At 69.9% G+C, this 18,345-nt stretch carries 20 protein-coding genes and 1 other RNA gene; 12 read left to right on the top strand and 9 right to left on the bottom strand.

Annotation, left to right across the window (positions count from 1 at the left end; genetic code table 11):
• The coding region (locus Q8S40_RS22705) for an SRPBCC family protein (protein WP_305672227.1) at window positions 1-536 on the top strand (536 nt) is incomplete at its 5' end.
• Here Q8S40_RS22705 and Q8S40_RS22700 read toward each other — a convergent pair.
• From Q8S40_RS22700 to Q8S40_RS22685, 4 genes are read right to left on the bottom strand one after another with little or no spacing between them, the layout of a single operon-like run.
• On the bottom strand, window positions 512-751 hold the full coding sequence (locus tag Q8S40_RS22700; RefSeq protein WP_305672226.1) for a ribbon-helix-helix domain-containing protein: 240 nt from the start codon (window positions 749-751) through the stop codon (window positions 512-514). The genes Q8S40_RS22705 and Q8S40_RS22700 overlap by 25 nt on opposite strands.
• A complete protein-coding gene (locus Q8S40_RS22695) occupies window positions 748-2,163 on the bottom strand; it encodes a lyase family protein (RefSeq protein ID WP_305672225.1) in 1,416 nt (471 codons plus the stop codon). Before Q8S40_RS22695 ends, Q8S40_RS22700 begins: the two co-directional genes overlap by 4 nt.
• A gap of 60 nt (window positions 2,164-2,223) precedes the next feature.
• Complete coding sequence (locus tag Q8S40_RS22690) at window positions 2,224-2,634, bottom strand: VOC family protein (protein WP_304813711.1); 411 nt, start codon at window positions 2,632-2,634, stop codon at window positions 2,224-2,226.
• 4 nt (window positions 2,635-2,638) lie between these two features.
• Window positions 2,639-3,037, bottom strand: coding sequence for a RidA family protein (locus tag Q8S40_RS22685; RefSeq protein WP_305672224.1), 399 nt, complete (start codon window positions 3,035-3,037; stop codon window positions 2,639-2,641).
• A 199-nt stretch (window positions 3,038-3,236) separates the two neighbouring features.
• Here Q8S40_RS22685 and Q8S40_RS22680 point away from each other — a divergent pair, with 199 nt between their 5' ends.
• Window positions 3,237-4,802: an ABC transporter substrate-binding protein gene (locus Q8S40_RS22680; RefSeq protein ID WP_305672223.1), complete on the top strand. Its 1,566-nt coding sequence runs from the start codon at window positions 3,237-3,239 to the stop codon at window positions 4,800-4,802.
• 12 nt (window positions 4,803-4,814) lie between these two features.
• On the opposite strand, the gene Q8S40_RS22675 is transcribed toward Q8S40_RS22680, so the two are convergent.
• The 3 genes from Q8S40_RS22675 to ssrA form a co-directional block, all read right to left on the bottom strand.
• Window positions 4,815-6,488, bottom strand: coding sequence for a fumarate hydratase (locus tag Q8S40_RS22675; protein WP_305672222.1), 1,674 nt, complete (start codon window positions 6,486-6,488; stop codon window positions 4,815-4,817).
• Between the two features lie 64 nt (window positions 6,489-6,552).
• Window positions 6,553-7,056, bottom strand: a complete 504-nt coding sequence (locus Q8S40_RS22670) for an SspB family protein (protein WP_305672221.1) — start codon at window positions 7,054-7,056, stop codon at window positions 6,553-6,555.
• A 65-nt stretch (window positions 7,057-7,121) separates the two neighbouring features.
• Window positions 7,122-7,434, bottom strand: a transfer-messenger RNA (tmRNA) gene (ssrA, locus tag Q8S40_RS22665).
• A gap of 83 nt (window positions 7,435-7,517) precedes the next feature.
• Between ssrA and thyX the strand changes: the two genes are divergently transcribed.
• Genes thyX through Q8S40_RS22645 form a run of 4 tightly spaced genes read left to right on the top strand, consistent with a single transcriptional unit; the run spans window position 7,518 to window position 10,165 of the window.
• Window positions 7,518-8,456, top strand: a complete 939-nt coding sequence (gene thyX / locus Q8S40_RS22660) for an FAD-dependent thymidylate synthase (RefSeq protein WP_304813718.1) — start codon at window positions 7,518-7,520, stop codon at window positions 8,454-8,456.
• The gene (locus tag Q8S40_RS22655) at window positions 8,446-8,685 is read left to right on the top strand and encodes a hypothetical protein (RefSeq protein WP_304813720.1); all 240 of its coding nucleotides are present in this window, start codon (window positions 8,446-8,448) and stop codon (window positions 8,683-8,685) included. The genes thyX and Q8S40_RS22655 overlap by 11 nt, the downstream gene beginning before the upstream one ends.
• Window positions 8,682-9,278: an HD family hydrolase gene (locus Q8S40_RS22650; protein ID WP_305672220.1), complete on the top strand. Its 597-nt coding sequence runs from the start codon at window positions 8,682-8,684 to the stop codon at window positions 9,276-9,278. Before Q8S40_RS22655 ends, Q8S40_RS22650 begins: the two co-directional genes overlap by 4 nt.
• Complete coding sequence (locus Q8S40_RS22645; protein ID WP_304813723.1) at window positions 9,275-10,165, top strand: ribokinase; 891 nt, start codon at window positions 9,275-9,277, stop codon at window positions 10,163-10,165. The genes Q8S40_RS22650 and Q8S40_RS22645 overlap by 4 nt, the downstream gene beginning before the upstream one ends.
• A 15-nt stretch (window positions 10,166-10,180) precedes the next feature.
• On the opposite strand, the gene Q8S40_RS22640 is transcribed toward Q8S40_RS22645, so the two are convergent.
• Window positions 10,181-11,296: an Mrp/NBP35 family ATP-binding protein gene (locus Q8S40_RS22640; protein WP_305672219.1), complete on the bottom strand. Its 1,116-nt coding sequence runs from the start codon at window positions 11,294-11,296 to the stop codon at window positions 10,181-10,183.
• Window positions 11,297-11,647: 351 nt separating this feature from the next.
• Here Q8S40_RS22640 and hflK point away from each other — a divergent pair, with 351 nt between their 5' ends.
• The 4 genes from hflK to Q8S40_RS22620 all read left to right on the top strand — a co-directional run bounded on the left by hflK (window position 11,648) and on the right by Q8S40_RS22620 (window position 15,798).
• The gene (gene hflK, locus Q8S40_RS22635) at window positions 11,648-12,853 is read left to right on the top strand and encodes an FtsH protease activity modulator HflK (protein WP_305672218.1); all 1,206 of its coding nucleotides are present in this window, start codon (window positions 11,648-11,650) and stop codon (window positions 12,851-12,853) included.
• Entirely contained in the window at window positions 12,850-13,911 is a 1,062-nt protein-coding gene (hflC, locus tag Q8S40_RS22630; protein WP_305672217.1) for a protease modulator HflC, read from the top strand. The genes hflK and hflC overlap by 4 nt, the downstream gene beginning before the upstream one ends.
• A 4-nt stretch (window positions 13,912-13,915) precedes the next feature.
• On the top strand, window positions 13,916-14,113 hold the full coding sequence (locus Q8S40_RS22625) for a DUF2065 domain-containing protein (RefSeq protein WP_304813728.1): 198 nt from the start codon (window positions 13,916-13,918) through the stop codon (window positions 14,111-14,113).
• 161 nt (window positions 14,114-14,274) lie between these two features.
• Window positions 14,275-15,798: a DegQ family serine endoprotease gene (locus Q8S40_RS22620; protein ID WP_304813730.1), complete on the top strand. Its 1,524-nt coding sequence runs from the start codon at window positions 14,275-14,277 to the stop codon at window positions 15,796-15,798.
• Window positions 15,799-15,862: 64 nt separating this feature from the next.
• On the opposite strand, the gene serB is transcribed toward Q8S40_RS22620, so the two are convergent.
• Window positions 15,863-16,756 (bottom strand): phosphoserine phosphatase SerB, encoded by an 894-nt coding sequence (gene serB, locus Q8S40_RS22615; RefSeq protein WP_305672216.1) that lies wholly within the window; start codon window positions 16,754-16,756, stop codon window positions 15,863-15,865.
• A 23-nt stretch (window positions 16,757-16,779) separates the two neighbouring features.
• Here serB and miaA point away from each other — a divergent pair, with 23 nt between their 5' ends.
• The gene (gene miaA / locus Q8S40_RS22610) at window positions 16,780-17,760 is read left to right on the top strand and encodes a tRNA (adenosine(37)-N6)-dimethylallyltransferase MiaA (RefSeq protein ID WP_305672215.1); all 981 of its coding nucleotides are present in this window, start codon (window positions 16,780-16,782) and stop codon (window positions 17,758-17,760) included.
• A gap of 63 nt (window positions 17,761-17,823) precedes the next feature.
• The coding region (locus Q8S40_RS22605) for a thiamine pyrophosphate-binding protein (protein WP_305672214.1) at window positions 17,824-18,345 on the top strand (522 nt) is incomplete at its 3' end.

Below are 18,345 nucleotides of genomic sequence, written 5' to 3'. Positions count from 1 at the left end.
TGATGACCGAGATCGTGACCCTGGAGCCGCATGGCGTGCTGGTCGAGCCCGCCACGCTGAAGATCGAGCGCCTGCTGCCCGGCCCCATCGAGCGTTGCTGGGCCTGGATCACCGAATCGGAGCTGCGCCGCAAATGGCTGGCGGCCGGTGAGATGACCCTGGCGGTCGGGGCGCCCTTCGAGCTGGTCTGGCGCAATGGCGAGCTGAACGACCCGCCCAGCCCGCGCCCGCCCGGCTTCCCCGAGGAGCACCGCCTGCAGAGCCGCATCCTGGCGCTGGACCCGCCGCGGCTTCTGGTTATCAGTTGGGGCCAGGGCGGCGAGGTGTCCTTCGAGTTGCAGCCGAAGGGCAGCCAGGTGCTGCTGACCCTGATTCACAGCCGGGTGCCGGATCGCGGCACGCTGCTGAACGTCTCCGCCGGCTGGCACATGCATCTGGAGTTGCTGCTGGCCCAGGTGCATGGGCGGCAGCCGCCGGCCTTCTGGGAAGGCTGGCAGCGGCTGAAGCAGGATTATGACGCCAGGCTGCCGGCCTGAAGCGCCCCCGCATGGGCCAGCGCATGCACCCGCAGCGCGCTGGCCAGCGGCAGGTCCGGCACGGGCCTGGCCGCATCCACCCCGGCCACCAGCGCGGCCAGGCTCAGGCCGTGCCGCGCCGCCAGGGCTTCCAGCACCACCCAGAATTCCGGCTCCAGCGCGACCGAGGTGCGGTGCCCGGCCAGGCGGAAGGACCGCTTTCGCAGATGCCTCACCCGCCGCCGGCCAGCGTGCCGCCGGGGCTGAGCATATCCTCCGGCCGCACCCAGCGGTCGAAGTCTTCCTCGCTGACATGGCCGAGGCGGGCGGCGGCGGCCTTCAGGGTGATGTCCTCGGCCAGGGCCAGCTTGGCGATCGCCACCGCCTTGTCATAGCCGATGCGCGGGTTCAGCGCGGTGACCAGCATCAGCGACTTGCCGAGGTTGTCGGCCAGCTTCGCCTGGTTCGGCTCCAGCTTGTCCACCATGTTGGTGGCGAAGCTTTCGGCCACATCGGCCAGCAGGCCCGCCGATTGCAGCACGGCCTGGATGATCACGGGCTTGAACACGTTGAGTTCGAGATGCCCCTGCGCGCCGCCGATGGTGACGGTGACGTGGTTGCCCATCACCTGGGCGCAGACCATGGTCAGCGCCTCCGACTGCGTCGGGTTGGTCTTGCCCGGCATGATGCTGCTGGACAGGCCGTCGGCCGGGATCACCAGCTCCGCCAGCCCGGCGCGCGGCCCGCTGCCGAGCAGGCGCACATCGTTGCCGATCTTGTTCAGCGAGACAGCCAGGGTGTTCAGCACGCCGGACAGTTCCACCAGCGCATCATGCGCGCCCATGCCCTCGAAGGGGTTCGGGTGGGCGGTGAAGGGCAGGCCGGTGAGGTCGGCGACGATGCCGGCGAAGGTCGCGGCGAAATCCGGATGCGTGTTCAGCCCGGTGCCGGCGGCGGTGCCGCCCTGGGCCAGCGGCATCAGCCGCGGCAGCGCATCCCGCAGCCGGGCGATGCCCAGTTCCACCTGGCAGGCCCAGGCGGCGGCTTCCTGGCCGAGGGTGACCGGCACCGCATCCATCATGTGGGTGCGGCCGATCTTCACCAGCCCGGCCCATTCCTTCGCCCGGCGGTCCAGGCTGGCATGCAGCGTGCCGAGCGCCGGGATCAGCCGCCCCGCCACCGCCTCCGCCGCCGCGATGTGCATCATGGTCGGGAAGCTGTCGTTGGAGGACTGCCCGCGATTCACATGGTCGTTCGGATGCACCGGGTGGCGAGCGCCGAGCGGCTGCCCGAGCGCCCGGTTGGCGAGGTTCGAGATGACCTCATTGGCATTCATGTTGGTCTGGGTGCCGGAGCCGGTCTGCCAGACCGGCAGCGGGAATTCGGCATCATGCCGCCCTGCCGCCACCTCCGCCGCCGCCGCCGCGATCGGGCGGGCGAGGTTGGCCGGCAATTCGCCCAACTGCTCATTGGCTTGTGCCGCCGCCTGCTTCTGCAGCCCCACGGCGCGGATCAGCCCCGGTGGAAAACGCTCCGAGCCGATGCGGAACAGCAGTCGCGCGCGTTCCGTCTGCGGCCCCCACAGGCGGTCGGCCGGAATCTCGATGGTGCCGAGGCTGTCGGTCTCGGTGCGGGTCGCCTGGGTCATGCGGGTCTCCTCCGGGGAAGGAGATGGGGCGCGGCAGGGGGCCACGCCCATCACGGATGGTTATTCCGTGAATCGGTCGCCATAGGTGGCGATCTCGATCAGATTGCCGTCCGGATCGCGGCAATAGACGGAGGTGATCGGGCCGAGCGCGCCCTGCTTGGCGACCGGCCCCAGTTCCACCGTCACGCCGCAGCTGCGCAGATGTTCCGCGATATCCTCCGCCGAGACGGTGACAACGAAGCACAGGTCCTGCGTCCCCGGTTCCGCGACGACGGAGGAGAACCATTCCACCTGTGTGGCGCCGCGCGGCCGCAGATTGATCTTCTGGCCGCCGAATTTCAGCGCGATGCGCGGCGGCTCACCGAAGCTGTCGCGCTCCATGCCCAGCACGCGCTGGTACCAGTTGGCGGATATCTCCACCTCGGCGCAGGTGATGACGAGGTGGTCGAGACGATCGACGGCGAAGCGCATGGGCCTATTTGTCCCCGTCGCGGCGGCGCAGCCGGGCCGTCACCTCGATCTCGATGCGCATCTCCGGCGTCTGGAGGCCGACCACCATCATGGTCGAGGCCGGGCGCGCGCGGCCGAGCCATTTCTTCACCACCGGCCAGCACAGCGGCCAATCGGCGCGATCCGGCACCAGGAAGACGGCGCGCACCACATCCTCCATCCGCCCATTGGCCTGGCGCAGCGCGGTATCGATGTTGCGGAAGGTCTGCTCGCACTGGTCCACCACGCCGGGGGCGATGGTCATGGTGGCGTAGTCGTAGCCGGTGGTGCCGGATACGAAAATCCAGTCGCCATCGACGACGGCGCGTGAATAGCCGATTTCTTCTTCGAACCGGCTGCCTGAGGAAATGCGGCTACGGGCCATGTCAGGGTGGATTCCCGGCTGTGGGGCTGAAGGGTGGGGAAGGCATATCCCAGCGGCGCCGCGGCAGGAAGGCCCGCCTCTGGCGGCGCCTCGTGCGGCCGGAGGAAAAGCGCCTGGCCCGGTGCACCTCGCGCCGGATTGGTGCCATCCTGCCGCCGCGGCGCCCGGCGGGGGCGTGTGGCAGGAAGGATTGCGTTGCATGGGCTTTGTCACACGTCTGGTTCCGCGCCTCGCCTTGGGCCTGTCGCTGCTGGCCGCACCGGCCTGGCTGTTCGCGCGCCCCGCCGAGGCGCAGACGCTGCGGATCGGCATCCAGGCACCGCCGAGCACCCTGGACCCGCACTGGCTGCTCAATTTGGCCAATACCGGGGCGCTGCGGAACATCTTCGACACGCTGGTGATGCGCGATGCCACCATGGCGGTTCAGCCGGGCCTGGCGGAATCCTGGCGGGTGGTCGACGACACCACCTGGGAGTTCAAGCTCCGCCCCGGCGTGCGCTTTCACGACGGCGCGCCGCTGACCTCGGCGGATGTCGCGGCCTCCTTCGCCCGGGTGCCGAACGTGCCGGGCAACCCGAACCCCTACACCATCTACCTGGCCGGCGTGACCGGGGTGGAGGTGGTGGATGACCTCACCTTCCGCGTCCGCACCGATGGCCCGGTGCCGAACCTGCCGACCAATCTGACGCAGATTTTCATCGTGCCGAAATCTGTTGCCGATCTCGGCAACCCCGAATTCAATTCGGGCCGCGCCGTGATCGGCACCGGGCCGTTCCGGCTGGGAGGCTGGCGCGCCAATGACCCCCTGGTGCTGCGCCGGAACGAGGATTGGTGGGGCGGCGCGGTGCCGTGGGACACGGTGACCATGACACCGATTCCCAATGATGCCGCCCGCGTCGGTGCGCTGCTGGCCGGCGATGTGGATTTCATCAACAACGTGCCGCTGCAGGATGCCGCGCGCATCCGCGGCGACCAGCGCCTGGCGCTGTTCACCGGACCCTCGATCTATGCGGTGAACATCTACCCGGATGTGGAGCGGGACGACGCGCCGGGCATCGAGGCCGGCGGCCGCAATCCGATGAAGGATGCGCGGGTGCGCCGCGCCATGTCGCTTTCGCTGAACCGGCAGGGCATCGCGCAGACCATCCTGGAGGGTCTTGCCGACCCGACGGACCAGGCGGTGCCGCCCTTCATCTTCGGCGCCATCGCCGATCGCCCGGTGCCGGCGGCAGACCTCGTCGCGGCGCGGGCGCTGCTGGCGGAGGCTGGCTGGGGGCAGGGTTTCGGGCTGAACCTGTTCTGCTCACCCAACCGCACGCCGCGCGTGTGCCAGGCGATCGCCGCCGCCTGGACGCGCATCGGCATCCGCACCACGGTGGAGGTGGTGCCGCAGGCGAACTTCCTGCCGCGCCGCAACCGGCGTGACTACGGGGTTTTCGTGACGGTCTTCGGCTCGCTGACCGGCGAGACCTCCTACCTCATCGGATCGCAGATCCACCGCCGTGGCGTGGTGACGGGCCTCGGCGCGCTGAACTTCACGGGGGCCGGCACGCCGGAGACGGATGCGCTGATCCAGCGTGCGCGGGGTACGCTGGACGATACGGAGCGCGCCCGCCAACTTGCCGATCTGGTGCGGCATACGGCGGACGAGGCGCTGATCATCGGCGTCGGCATCCTGCGATCCGTCAATGCGGGCAAGGCCGGGCTGGTCTTCGAGGCGCGGGCGGATGAGGAAGTGCGGGTGGTGGATATCCGCCCGCGCTGAACCGGGGAGGGGCTATTCCAGCCCCTCATAGAAGTCGTTGCCCTTGTCATCGACGACGATGAAGGCCGGGAAATCCTCGACCTCGATGCGCCAGACGGCCTCCATCCCAAGCTCGGGGTATTCCAGCACCTCGACCTTGCGGATGCAGTCCTGTGCCAGCCGGGCGGCGGGGCCGCCGACGGAGCCGAGGTAGAAGCCGCCGTAGGATTGGCAGGCCTTCAGCACCGCCTTGCTGCGGTTGCCCTTGGCCAGCATCACCAGGCTGCCGCCGGCCTTCTGGAAGGCCTCCACATAGCTGTCCATGCGCCCGGCGGTGGTCGGGCCGAAGCTGCCGGTGGCGTAGCCATCGGGGGTCTTGGCGGGGCCGGCGTAGTAGACCGGGTGATTCTTCAGATAGTCCGGCAGGCCCTCGCCGCGATCCAGCCGTTCCTGCAGCTTGGCGTGGGCGATGTCGCGCGCCACCACCACCGTGCCGGTCAGCGAGACGCGGGTCTTCACCGGATGCTTCGACAGCTCCGCCCGGATCGCCGCCATCGGCTGGTTCAGGTCGATCCGCACCACATCGCCGCCGAGGATGTCATCCGTCGCCTCCGGCAGATACTTGGCCGGCTCGTGCTCCAGATCCTCCAGGAACACCCCCTCCGGCGTGATCTTTGCCTTGATCTGCCGATCCGCGGAGCAGGACACGCCGATACCGATAGGCAGCGAGGCGCCATGCCGCGGCAGGCGCACCACGCGGACGTCGTGGCAGAAGTACTTGCCGCCGAACTGCGCGCCGATGCCGAGATTCTGCGTCAGCTTGTGGACCTCGGCCTCGAATTCCACGTCGCGGAAGGCGTGGCCCGCCTTGCTGCCCTCGGTCGGCAGCGCGTCCAGCCACTTGGTCGAGGCCAGCTTCACCGTCTTGAGGTTGGCCTCCGCGCTGGTGCCGCCGATGACAATGGCCAGGTGATAGGGCGGGCAGGCGCTGGTCCCCAGCGTCTTGATCTTGTCCTCGAGGAAAGCCAGCAGCTTCGGCTTGTTCAGTACCGCGCGGGTTTGCTGGTACAGGAAGGTCTTGTTGGCCGATCCGCCGCCCTTCAGGACGAACATCAGCTTCATCTCATCCGCGTGGTCATCGCCCGGCTGGGCCATGATGGAGAACTCGACCGGCAGGTTGTTGCCGGTGTTCACCTCGTCCCACATGGTCAGCGGCGCCATCTGCGAATAGCGCAGATTGGTCTCGGTATAGGTGCGGTGGACGCCGTAGCTCAGCGCCTCCTCCTCATCACCCTCGACCCAGACGCGCTGGCCCTTCTTGCCGAAAACGATGGCGGTGCCGGTGTCCTGGCACATCGGTAGCACGCCGCCGGCGGCGATATTGGCGTTCTTCAGCAGGTCCAGCGCCACGAATCGGTCGTTCGGGCTGGCCTCGGGGTCCTGCAAAATCTTGGCAAGCTGGGCCAGATGCGCCGGACGCAACAGGTGGGAGACGTCGCGGCAGGCGGCGAAGGCCAGTTCTTCCAGCGCCTGCGGCTTGATCTTCAGCACGGTCTGGCCGTCGCAGGTCGCGGTGCTGACGCCGGCGATGTCCAGCTTGCGATAGGGGGTGGCATCTGCCCCCAGCGGATACATCGGGCTGTAGCGAAAGCCCTCCGGCCGGGTCGGCGCGATCACGGGCGAGTCGAGGTCGAGCGGTGCAGTCATTGCCATTCTCCACGGGAGTCCGGCGCCAGGACAACCGAACGAGGATTTCTACAGGTTGCGGTGGTCAGTCCCGCGCCGGGCGGCGCCGGAAGGCGTCCAGGCTGACCACCTGGGCCGGGGCCTCCGGCGCGGCCGGGATGGCGGGCTGTTCCGCCTCGGCCTCCGCCGGTTCCTCCGCGACTGCATCCTGCGTGGTCTGGAAGCGCAGGCCGAAGCGCACGGCAGGGTCGGCGAAGCCGGTCAGCGCGACGAAGGGGATCACCAGCGTGGAGGGCACGCCGCCGAAATGCAGCCGGACGGTGAAGCTGCCCCCGGCGCGGTCCACCGCCAGGCCTTCATACTGGTGTTGCAGCACCACCGTCATTTCCTGCGGGTAGCGCGCCTTCAGATGGCCTGGCACACGCGTGCCCGGATGGTCCGTGCGGAAGGTGATGTAGTAGTGGTGTTCGCCGGGCAGGCCGCTGCTGGCCGCCAGTTCGATGGCGCGGATGACCACTTCGCGCAGCGCGTCGTCGGTCCACCGCTCATACGGAATCAGGCTTTCGGCCGTCTGCGCGTCGTCGCTCATGTCTGCATCCCTTTGGCGGGACCATAAGCCGGTGGGCAGGCGCGCGAAAGGGGAGGAGGAAGTTAAGTAGGGGGCTTCTGTTGCCCGGTGCCCCCCGAACCGCGCTTACCTTATTCAGGCAGCGAGTGCGTAAGCCTCGCGGCTATTGTCGTTCGCACTTAGAGATTAGCCCGATAACGGCGGTACAATGCCGGGCAAAAACGACCTCTTTACCACGCGCGTCGAAGCTGTTTCGCCCCCATATCCTCCCGAGGGAGAGTGGTGGAGGCGCCGGGCACTGCCCCCGGGTCCGCAACGATTATTCCAGGTCGCGTTTATCACCATAGTCGCCGAGGCGACGGACCCTATGTAGGCGCTTGCCGGGGCGAAATCCAGGGGTGTCGCGACGATCCGCAAAGGGGGTGCCGCGCCCGCCGCCGTAGGCTAGTGAAGCGCAAACTCTGACCTTTGGACGACTCGTCATGGCGCTCACCGACGCGCAACAGCAGGAAATCGACGCCGCGCGTAGCGCCGCGCATGCGACCCGGCGGCCCACCGTGCCGGCATTGGAAGACATGCTGTTCACCGCCACGCCGGTGCTCGACCACGGCTTCGTCCGGGTGGTCGATTACATGGGCGATGACGCCGCCATCGTGCAGGCCGCCCGCGTTTCCTACGGCCGCGGCACCCGCGCGGTGACGGAGGATCGTGGCCTGATCCGCTATCTGATGCGCCACCGCCACTCGACCCCGTTCGAGATGTGCGAGATCAAGTATCACGTGAAGCTGCCGATCTTCGTCGCCCGGCAATGGATCCGCCATCGCACCGCAAATGTGAACGAATACTCGGCCCGCTACTCGATTCTGGACCGCGAATTCTACATCCCCGCACCGGAACATTTGGCGGCACAATCCGCCATCAACCGCCAGGGCCGCGGCGAGGTGCTGGAAGGCGACCAGGCCGCGCGCGTGCTGGACCTGCTGCGGGAGGATGCGACCCGCAACTACGACCACTACCTCGACATGCTGAACGAGGATGAGCAGGGCCAGCCCATCGACCCCGGCCGCCCCGGTCTGGCGCGCGAGCTGGCGCGGATGAACCTGACGCTGAACGCCTATACCCAATGGTACTGGAAGACCGACCTCCACAATTTGTTCAACTTCCTTTCGCTGCGCGCCGACGCCCATGCCCAGTACGAAATCCGCGTCTATGCCGAGGCGATGATGCAGAGCGCCGAGGCCTGGGTGCCGATCGCCAGCGGCGCCTTCCGCGACTACCGGCTCGGCGCCGTCACCTTCTCCGCCCAGATGCTCGGCATCCTCCGCCGGATGCTGGCGGGGGAGGCGGTGGCGCAGCCGGAGTCCGGCCTGTCCAAGCGGGAATGGCGGGAGCTGATGGAAACCCTCGGCCGTGGCGACTAGCCCCACCGCCCGGCGTGCGCCGCGCGCCCGCCCGGCCACCTCACGCGCCAAGGGCCGCGCGCCGGCGCGGCCGGAATGGCTCGCCCGCTGGTGGAAGGTGGCGCTGCTGGTGGCGCTGATCACCCTTGGCCTGCCGCTGGCGCATGCCATGTTCGGCGAGATCTTCGCGCTGCTCGGCGGCGCGGTGCTGTTCGGCTTCCTGCTCGGCCGCTGGACGGCCGGGCTATGAGCGACCGCACCACCGCGCTGATCGAGTTCCTGGCGCTCGCCGATCGGCTGAAGCACATCGAGCGGCGCGGCGAGACGGCCAATCCGAATGGCGCCGCCCGCCGCGAGAACTCGGCCGAGCATTGCTGGAACGTGGCCCTCGTCGCCGTGCTGCTGCATGGCGACATGCCGGAGCCGCGCCCCGACCTCGGCCATACGCTGGCGATGATCGCCGCCCACGACCTGGTCGAGATCGAGGCCGGCGATACCTTCGCCTATGACGAGGCGCATCTGCTGACCCAGGCGGCGCGGGAAAAGGCGGCGGCCGACATCGTCTTCGCCCGCCTGCCGCCCGATCTTGGCCAGCGGCTGCGCGGGCTGTGGGAGGAATTCGAGGATAATGCGACGCCGGAGGCCCGCTTCGCCATGGCCTGCGACCGCGCCCAGGGTTTTCTGCAGGGCGTCATCGGCACCGGCCATTGGCGCGATGCGGGCATCGCCGAAGCGGCCACCCACGGTCGCATGAACCCCGCCCGCCAGGTTGCCCCGGTGTTCGAAACGCTGATCGCAACACTCTATGACCGCGCCCGCGCCGGGCGCATGTTCCGGGAATGAGCATCCTCGTCTTTGGTTCGGCCAATACCGACCTCGTCTTCACCGTCCCGAACCTGCCGGCGCCCGGGGAGACCGTGCTGGGTGACGGCTTCCAGCAATCCTCGGGCGGCAAGGGCGCCAACCAGGCGGTGGCGGCGGCGCGGGATGGCGCGCAGGTGGCGTTTGCCGGCTGCGTCGGCGGCGATGGCCTGGCCGTGGTCGCCACCGGCGCGATGCGCGATGCCGGGGTGGATCTGTCCCGCCTGATCGTGGTGGATGCGCCGACCGGCTGCGCCAGCATCTGCGTGGACCGTGAGGGCCGCAACCAGATCGCCGTCGCCCCCGGCGCCAACCTGATGGCGCGCGCGGCGCAGGTGGAGGATGCGGCGCTGCATCCCGGCGTCATCCTGCTGTTGCAGATGGAAGTTCCGGCCGAAGAAGTGGCGGCGCTGGTGCTGCGGGCGGCTGAACGTGGCGCGCAGTGCATCCTGAACCTTGCCCCGCCCGGGGAACTGCCGCTCGAGGTGCTGCGCGCCCTGCATCTGCTGGTACTGAACGAGCATGAGGCGGCGGTGCTGGCCGCCCGCCTCGGCACGGAGGCCAGCGTGGCCGCGCTGCACCTGGCCCTCGGCACGGCCGTCGCGATCACGCGCGGGGAGGCGGGGGCGGAGGCGGCGACCGAGGCCGGCCTCGCCACCATTCCCTGCTTTCCGATCGAGCCGGTGGACACCACCGGTGCCGGCGATACCTGGTGCGGCGTGCTGGCGGCGGGGCTGGACCGTGGCCTGCCACTGATCCAGGCGATGCGCCGCGCCGCAGCCGCCGCCGCGCTGGCCTGCACCCGCCCCGGCGCCGCCCCGGCCATGCCGGTGGCGGCGGAGACGGATGCGATGTTGGCCACGCGCTGAACATCGCGATGCCCGTTACGCGATGACGATCTTCGGCCCGCCGGCCGCCGCGGCATTCTCGGCCAGCTTCTCTCGCAGGCGGGTGGCGATGGCCTGGTAGGCCTGCGCCTCCGGCGTTTCCGGCCGGGCGGCGACGATCGGCGTGCCGGCATCGGCCAGCTCGCGGATCGCCAGCTTCAGCGGCAACTCGCCGAGGAATTCCACGCCGAGCCGCGCCGCCTCCGCCTTCGCGCCGCCATGGCCGAAGATATCCGTCTGGTGGCCGCAATTCGGGCAGCAGAAGAAGGCCATGTTCTCGATCAGGCCGAGCACCTTCACGCCCACCCGCTCGAACATCTTCACCCCGCGCCGCGCATCCAGCAGCGCCACATCCTGCGGCGTGGAGACGATCACGGCACCGGCCAGCGGCACGCGCTGGCTCATGGTCAGCTGCGCATCGCCGGTGCCGGGCGGCATGTCGACGATCATGATGTCGAGCGTGCCCCACTCCACCTGGCCCATCAGCTGTTCCAGCGCGCCCATCACCATCGGGCCGCGCCAGATCATCGGCGTCTCCTCCTCCACCAGGAAGCCGATGGACATCGCCTTCAGCCCCCAGCGGGATAGCGGGATGATGCGCTGGCCCTCGGTGCGCGGACGTTCGCGGGTGCCCAGCATCTGCGGCAGGGACGGGCCGTAGATGTCGGCATCCAGCAGGCCGACCTTCAGCCCCTGCAGCGCCAGCGCCACGGCCAGGTTGACCGCGGTGGTGGATTTGCCGACGCCGCCCTTGCCGGAGGCCACGGCGACGATCGCCGCCACATCCGGCAGCAGCATCTGCCCCTGGCCCGGCGTGCCGCCGGGTGGCGCCTTGCGGGATGGCGCGGCGGGCGGCGGCTCGGCCCGGTGCGCCGTCAGCACCACGGTGGCGGACAGCACGCCGGGCACGCCGGAGGCGGCGCGTTCGGCGGCGGCGCGCAGCGGCTCACTCTCCCGCGCCCGCTCCCGCGGCACCTGAAGGGCGAATTGCACCATGCCGGCCTTCACCGTCAGGCCATCGACCATGCCGGCGCTGACCACATCCTGGCCACTCACCGGGTCGCGCACACCGCGCAGCGCGGCCCTGACCTGCTGCTCCAGCCCTTCGCTCATCGCTTGAATTACCCTCTGTTCCGTACGATATCGCGCCCATCGGCCCGGTGCGTAGCACGCCATGTGCCCGGCGCCGCACTCCCGGCACATGACGTCCGGCAACTGGCCCCGGCAATCGGCCCCGGCAATCGGCCCCGGCAATTGGCCCCCCCCGGCAGTCGGCCCCATGTGGTTCCGGCCTGGCCCGTCCGGGACACGCCGGGCAGGGTATTCCGCCGGACCGACTTCACGGACGGTTCAACTGGGACAGGCGCGCACCATATGGACCGTTGGTAACGTCGCTGCACCCCTCCCTTTCCCGGAATGGGCGTGGCAATAGTCTTGGTAAGTTTGCAGGAGGCCTAAAGCCCTATGGCGTGGAACAGCAGCGGCGGACCGAGCCCCTGGGGCAATCCCAGGCCCGGCGGCGGCCCCTGGGGGCAGCCGCAGCCGCCTTCGGGCGGAGGCCAGGGCGGCGGCGGCGGCCGCGGACCCGACCTCGATGACATGATTCGCCAGGCCCAGGATGCCGCGCGCCGCCTGTTGCCGCGCGGCCTTGGCGGTGCAGGCATCGGCCTGCTGGCGCTGCTGCTGGTGGGCGCCTGGCTCGCTTCCGGCATCTACCGGGTGCAGGCGGATGAACAGGGTATCGTGCTGCGCTTCGGCGCCTATACCCAGACCACCCAGCCGGGCCTGAACTACCACCTGCCTTGGCCGGTCGAGAGCGTGACCACGCCGCGCGTCACCCGCATCAACCGCATCGATGTCGGCTTCCGCGCCGCGGCCGATGCCGGCACCCTCGTCCGCCCGGTTCCGGCGCGCGACGTGCTGGAAGAAAGCCTGATGCTGACGGGCGATGAGAACATCATCGACATCGACTTCGCCGTGTTCTGGCGCATCCGCGATGCCGGTTCCTTCCTGTTCAACACCCGCAACCCCGAGGCCACGGTGAAATCCGCCGCCGAGAGCGTGATGCGCGAAGTCATCGGCCGCACCCCGATCCAGCCCGCCCTGACCGAGGCGCGAGCGCAGATCGAGCAGGCGGTACGGGCCGGTACCCAGGGGATCATGGACCAGTACCAGGCCGGCGTTGAGATCACCCAGGTGCAGCTGCAGAACGCGCAGCCGCCCGCCCGGGTGGTGGACGCCTTCATCGACGTGCAGCGCGCCGGCGCGGACCGCGAGCGTGCGCGGAACGAGGCGGAATCCTACCGCAACGGCATCATCCCCGCCGCCCGCGGTGAATCCCAGCGCCTGGTGCAGGAAGCCGAGGGTTTCCGTGAAAGCCAGATCTCCCGCGCCCGCGGTGAATCGCAGCGCTTCCTCTCCGTGCTGTCCGCCTACCAGGCGGCACAGGACGTGACGGTGCGCCGCCTGTACATCGAGACGATGGAAGAGGTGCTGCGCCGCAACCCGACCATCCTGATCGACAACAACCTGCAGGGCATGGTGCCGTTCCTGAACCTGGACGGCGCCCGCCCGGGGCCGCTTCAGCCACAGCGACAGAGTGGCCAGCCCACGCCACAATCCCCCCTGTCTCAGCCCGGCGCGGCGCGCCCGGCGGGAGCGACCCGATGAACAAGCTCGTCGCACTCGCGGTCGTCGCCGTCGTGGCCCTGGTGGTCACGGCCTCCACCCTGTTCACCGTGCACCAGACCCAGCAGGTTCTGATCACCCAGTTCGGCGAGCCGATCCGTGTGATCCGCGAGCCGGGGCTGCATGCCAAGATCCCCTTCGTGCAGTCGGTCATCGCCTTCGACCGCCGCCTGCTCGACTTCGACGCGCCGGCGGAGGAGATCATCCTCGGCGACCAGCGCCGGCTGAGCGTGGATAGCTTCACCCGCTATTCCATCACCGACCCGCTGCGCTTCTACCAGACCGTCGGCCCGCTGGAGGCCGGCATCCGTGCCCGCATCAACTCCGTCGTCACCTCCGCCGTCCGGCGGGTGCTCGGCAACGAGCCGCTGCTGTCGGTGCTGTCCAACGACCGCTCCCGCATCATGGGTGAGATCCGCCGACTGGTGAACGAGGAGATGCAGGCCTTCGGCATCGAGGTGCTGGATGTCCGCATCCGTCGCGCCGACCTGCCGGAGCAGAACACGGACGCCATTCTGTCCCGCATGCAGTCCGAGCGGCAGCGCGTTGCCGCCGAGGAACGCGCCCGCGGCCAGGAGGAAGCCACCCGCATCCGTGCCGGTGCGGACCGTGAACGTACCGTGCTGCTGGCCGAGGCGCAGGCGCAGGCCGATATCCTGCGCGGCCAGGGCGAGCAGGACGCGATCCGCATCTTCGCGGAAGCCTTCCAGCAGGATCCGGAGTTCTTCCAGTTCTACCGGAGCATGCAGGCCTATCGCGAGGCCTTCTCCTCGGGTGAGACCCGGCTGCTGATGTCGCCGGATAGCGAATTCTTCCGCTTCTTCCGGGAGAGCATGCCGGCGAGCCTGTTGCCGCAGGGCAATGGCCGCGCCGCAGCGGCAAGGCCGGCAGCGCCGGCAGCGGCGGCGGCACCCGCCGCCCCCGCCAACCCGGCGCCGGCGGCTGCCACTCCGGCGACCCCGACTCCGGCTGCCCCAGCTCCGGCCGCCCCGACTCCGGCGACCCCGGCTGAGGTGGCACCGGCGCCCGCGCCGCAATAAGCGCGTGCTGGAGTTTGGCCACGTCCTGGCGGGCGTGGCCGTCGTCCTGGCGCTGGAGGGGCTGTGCTACGCGGCCTTCCCCGGCGCCATGAAGGCCATGCTGGCCCAGCTTTCCACCCTGCCGGAACAACGGCTTCGGCAGGGTGGGCTGGTAGCGGCGGCCATTGGTGTCGCCGCCGCCTGGATGATCGTCTCTGTCTGATATGTCCGGGCCGGGTGATCGGCCCGGGTGACAGGCCAGGGTGACAGGCTCGTCATGCCGGAACGGGCTTCCGATTCAGCTGCGCCATGCCAATCTGTTCCCCACCACCGCGCAGGGCCGATGGCCCGGTGCCGATCCCATTCGGAAGAAGGTTGCCGCAATTGCGCTTTGCCCCCCTGCTGATGGTCGCGGCGCTGGCCGCGCCGCTGGCCGCCCTGCCAGCCACGCCCGCCACGGCACAGATCCCACCCCCCGGCGCGCCGATGACCTTCGCGCCGCTGGCGCAGCGCCTGCTGCCGGCGGTGGTCAATATCCAGACCAGCCAGGCCGCGGCCCAACGCCAGCAGCAGCAGCGCCCCGGCGCGCCAGACGTGCCGCAGGCCCCGCCCGGCAGTCCCTTCGAGGAATTCTTCCGGGACTTCCTGGAGCGCAACCGCCCACCGGGCGGCCAGCAGCCGAACCGGCCCCAGCCGCCTACGCGCCGCGGCCAGTCGCTTGGCTCCGGCTTCATCATCGACGCCTCCGGCATCATCGTGACGAACAACCACGTCATCGACGGCGCGGATGAGATCAATGTGGTTCTGTCCGACAACACCACGTTGCGGGCGGAACTGGTCGGCACCGACCCGCGCACCGATATCGCCGTGCTGCGCGTACAGCCGGAACGCCCGCTGCCCTTCGTGAGCTTCGGCGACAGCGACACGGCCCTGGTCGGTGACTGGGTGCTGGCCATTGGCAACCCCTTCGGCCTGGGTGGCTCCGTCACCGCCGGCATCGTCTCCGCCCGCGGCCGCGACATCCGCCAGGGGCCGTATGACGATTTCATCCAGACCGATGCCGCCATCAACCGCGGCAATTCGGGTGGCCCGCTGTTCAACCTGGCGGGTGAGGTGGTGGGCATCAACACCGCGATCTACTCGCCTTCCGGCGGGTCGATCGGCATCGGCTTCTCCATCCCCGCCAATCTGGCGCGCAACATCGCCGCCCAGCTGCGCGATGTCGGCCGGGTGCGGCGCGGCTGGCTCGGCGTGAACATCCAGCAGGTGACGGATGAGATCGCCGAGAGCCTGTCCCTGCCGAACGGCGCGCGTGGCGCGCTGGTGGCCCGGGCGCAGGAGGATGGGCCCGCGGCCGCGGCCGGCATCCAGGCCGGCGATGTGATCCTGCGCTTCAACGGCCAGGAGGTGCGGGAGATGCGCACGCTGCCGCGCATCGTGGCCGACACGCCGGTGGGCCGCGAGGCACCGGTGGTGGTCTGGCGCGACGGGCGCGAGCAGACTCTCAACGTGACGGTGCGGGAACTGCCCTCCGAGGCCGCGCAGGCCGGCGCGACCACCCCGGCACCGGATGCGCGTCCGCAGACGCTGGAGCTGGCGGGCCTCGGCCTGACGATCGGCCCGATCACGGCGGAGACGCGGGAGCGTTTCAGCCTGCGCCCGGAAAGCCGCGGCGTGGTGATCACCGAGGTCTCGCCCGGCAGCCCGGCGGCGGAGCGCGAATTGCGCCCCGGCGACGTGATCGTGGAAGTGCAGCAGGAACGGGTGAACAGCCCGGCCGAGGTGCAGGCACGGCTGGATGCGTTGCGCCGCCAGAATCGCGCCACCGCGCTGCTGCTGATCGAAAGCGCGCAGGGCCAGCGCTGGGTGCCGCTGCGCCTGGCGGCACCGCGCGGCAGCCCGGGGTGAAGGCTGCGGCCTGACAGGTGAGAAACCCTCTTCCCACCCGGGGAGAGGGTTTTTTCTTGCCCGATCAGCCCTCCCGGAATTCCACCCGGCGAAAACCCTGCGCGAACAGCAGCGCCAGCAGATCCGTATGGTCCACCCGCGCCCGCGCCGCGGCCGCCACGATCGGCTTGGCGCGATAGGCCACCCCGAGCCCCGCCGCGCCGATCATGTCGAGGTCATTGGCGCCGTCGCCCACCGCCAGGGTTGCCGCCATCGGCAGGCCGTTCTCAGTGGCCAGGCGCGTCAGCGTGGCTAGCTTGGCGTTGCGGTCGAAGACCGGCTCGGCCACCTTGCCGGTCAGCTTGCCGTCCTCGATCAGCAGGATGTTGGAGACGTGGTGATCGAAGCCGAGTTTTTGCGCCACGCGCCCGGTGAAGAAGGTGAAGCCGCCGGAGGCCAGGCAGCACACCGCGCCAGCGGCGCGCATGGTGGCGACCAGCGTTGCCGCACCCGGCATCATCTCCGTCGCGGCCCAGGTGGCCTCCAGCGCCGCCACATCCAGGCCGGCCAGCATGCCGACGCGCGCATGCAGCGCCTGGGCGAAATCCAGCTCCCCATTCATGGAACGCGCGGTGATGGCGGCGATCTGCTGCTTCAGCCCGGCATAGGCGGCCAGCTCGTCCAGCGTCTCCGACGTCACGATGGTGCTGTCCATGTCGGCCACCAGCAGGCGCTTGCGGCGGCCCTCGGCGGGGCTGGCGATGGCATCAACCGGCGCATCCTCCAGCGCCGTTCGGGCGGCGGCGGCGGCCAGTTCGGCCGGGGCATCCAGGAAGGGGATGTCCACCGCCTCCGCCTCCGCCAGCCAGTCCGGCGCGCCGGGATTGGCGCCGAGCGCCGTCAGCGCGGCGCGGCAGCGGGAGACCAGGGCGGGGTCGAGGGCGCCGGGGGCGGCGACCAGGGTCAGGATATGGGGCATGGCCCGCGCCCTGTGCCATCGCCATGAGCCCAGCACAACCGCCCGCGATCCTGGTGGCCGGCCCGACCACCAGCGGGAAAAGCGCGCTGGCGCTGGCCTTGGCCGAACGGGTCGGCGGCACGGTGATCAACGCCGATTCGATGCAGGTCTATGCCGAGCTGCGCATCATCACCGCGCGCCCGACACCGGCCGAGGAAGCGCGCGTGCCACACCTTCTCTATGGCGTGCGCCCGGCAGCCGAGGCCGGCACGGTCGCCTGGTGGCGCGGCGCGGCGCTGGCGGCGATGGAGGCGGCGCGCCAGGCGGGCCGGGTGCCGATCCTGTGCGGCGGCACGGGGCTGTATTTCCTGTCGCTGACGGAGGGTCTGTCCGCCATCCCGGAAATCCCGGCGGAGGCGCGGGCGGAAGCGCGCAGGCTGGCCGCCACGCTGGGCCCCGCGGCGCTGCATGCCCGCCTGGCCGCGATCGATCCGGAGACGGCGGCGGGGCTGCGCCCCTCCGACGCCCAGCGCGTGACCCGGGCCTGGGAGGTGGTGACCGGCACCGGCCGCGGCCTGCGCGCCTGGCAGGCGGCCAGCGGCACCGGCCCCGCCCCCTGGCGCTTCGCCGCCCTGCTGCTGGACCCGCCGCGGGAGGCCCTGCGCGCGGCCATCGCCACGCGCTGGCACGCCATGCTGGGGCAGGGGGCGCTGGAGGAGGTGGCGTCCCTGGCGGCGCAGGGGCTGGACCCGGCGCTGCCGGCGATGCGCGCGCATGGCGTGCCGGAACTGATCGCGCATCTGGCGGGGCGGATGACGCTGGAAGCGGCGTCCGAGCGGGCCATCCTCAACACCGGGCAATACACCAAGCGTCAGGCCACCTGGTTCCGCCATCACCGGCTCGCGGAGCTCACGCATAGCATCCATGCGCGCAGCAACGGTCTGTCGCAACTTTCGGAAAGAGTTTTGGACGATTTGATGATGTTTGTTGATCCGGTCGTTGACGCGGCGCAGCACGGCGCGTAAGTAGCGGCGGCCGGCGATGCTATCGCGGGCCAAATGCCAGACCACAGGAAAGCAACCCGCCCCATGTCCGCCACCCTCCCGCACGCCGCGACGCAGCCCCTGACGATGTCGGGCGCCGAGGTCGTACTCCGCGCGCTGAAGGATCAGGGGGTCGAGGTTATCTTCGGCTATCCGGGCGGCGCCGTGCTGCCGATCTACGACGCGATCTTCCAGCAGAACGCCATCCGCCACATCCTGGTGCGCCACGAACAGGCGGCGGTGCATGCGGCGGAGGGTTATGCGCGCTCCACCGGCAAGGTGGGCTGCGTGCTGGTCACCTCCGGCCCCGGCGCCACCAATGCGGTGACCGGCCTGCTGGATGCGCTGATGGACAGCATCCCGCTGGTCTGCCTGACCGGGCAGGTGCCGACCCACCTGATCGGCAACGATGCCTTCCAGGAAGCCGACACCACCGGCATCACCCGCCCGGCGACCAAGCACAACTACCTGGTGAAGCGGTCCGAGGATCTGGCCCGGGTGGTGCATGAGGCCTTCCATGTCGCCCGCAGCGGCCGCCCCGGCCCGGTGGTGATCGACCTGCCGAAG

The organism is Falsiroseomonas sp., from assembly GCF_030695085.1.
GTDB lineage: Bacteria > Pseudomonadota > Alphaproteobacteria > Acetobacterales > Acetobacteraceae > Falsiroseomonas.
This window is presented reverse-complemented; position numbering and strand designations above follow the sequence as displayed.

What these genes read in the sequence shown, in the direction of transcription:
- Q8S40_RS22695 (WP_305672225.1), bottom strand. Translation starts at nt 2,163, where the DNA reads ATGACCCAGGCGACCCGCACCGAGACCGACAGCCTCGGCACCATCGAG.
- Q8S40_RS22690 (WP_304813711.1), bottom strand. Translation starts at nt 2,634, where the DNA reads ATGCGCTTCGCCGTCGATCGTCTCGACCACCTCGTCATCACCTGCGCC.
- Q8S40_RS22685 (WP_305672224.1), bottom strand. Translation starts at nt 3,037, where the DNA reads ATGGCCCGTAGCCGCATTTCCTCAGGCAGCCGGTTCGAAGAAGAAATC.
- Q8S40_RS22680 (WP_305672223.1), top strand. Translation starts at nt 3,237, where the DNA reads ATGGGCTTTGTCACACGTCTGGTTCCGCGCCTCGCCTTGGGCCTGTCG.
- Q8S40_RS22675 (WP_305672222.1), bottom strand. Translation starts at nt 6,488, where the DNA reads ATGACTGCACCGCTCGACCTCGACTCGCCCGTGATCGCGCCGACCCGG.
- Q8S40_RS22670 (WP_305672221.1), bottom strand. Translation starts at nt 7,056, where the DNA reads ATGAGCGACGACGCGCAGACGGCCGAAAGCCTGATTCCGTATGAGCGG.
- thyX (WP_304813718.1), top strand. Translation starts at nt 7,518, where the DNA reads ATGGCGCTCACCGACGCGCAACAGCAGGAAATCGACGCCGCGCGTAGC.
- Q8S40_RS22650 (WP_305672220.1), top strand. Translation starts at nt 8,682, where the DNA reads ATGAGCGACCGCACCACCGCGCTGATCGAGTTCCTGGCGCTCGCCGAT.
- Q8S40_RS22645 (WP_304813723.1), top strand. Translation starts at nt 9,275, where the DNA reads ATGAGCATCCTCGTCTTTGGTTCGGCCAATACCGACCTCGTCTTCACC.
- Q8S40_RS22640 (WP_305672219.1), bottom strand. Translation starts at nt 11,296, where the DNA reads ATGAGCGAAGGGCTGGAGCAGCAGGTCAGGGCCGCGCTGCGCGGTGTG.
- hflK (WP_305672218.1), top strand. Translation starts at nt 11,648, where the DNA reads ATGGCGTGGAACAGCAGCGGCGGACCGAGCCCCTGGGGCAATCCCAGG.
- hflC (WP_305672217.1), top strand. Translation starts at nt 12,850, where the DNA reads ATGAACAAGCTCGTCGCACTCGCGGTCGTCGCCGTCGTGGCCCTGGTG.
- serB (WP_305672216.1), bottom strand. Translation starts at nt 16,756, where the DNA reads ATGCCCCATATCCTGACCCTGGTCGCCGCCCCCGGCGCCCTCGACCCC.
- miaA (WP_305672215.1), top strand. Translation starts at nt 16,780, where the DNA reads ATGAGCCCAGCACAACCGCCCGCGATCCTGGTGGCCGGCCCGACCACC.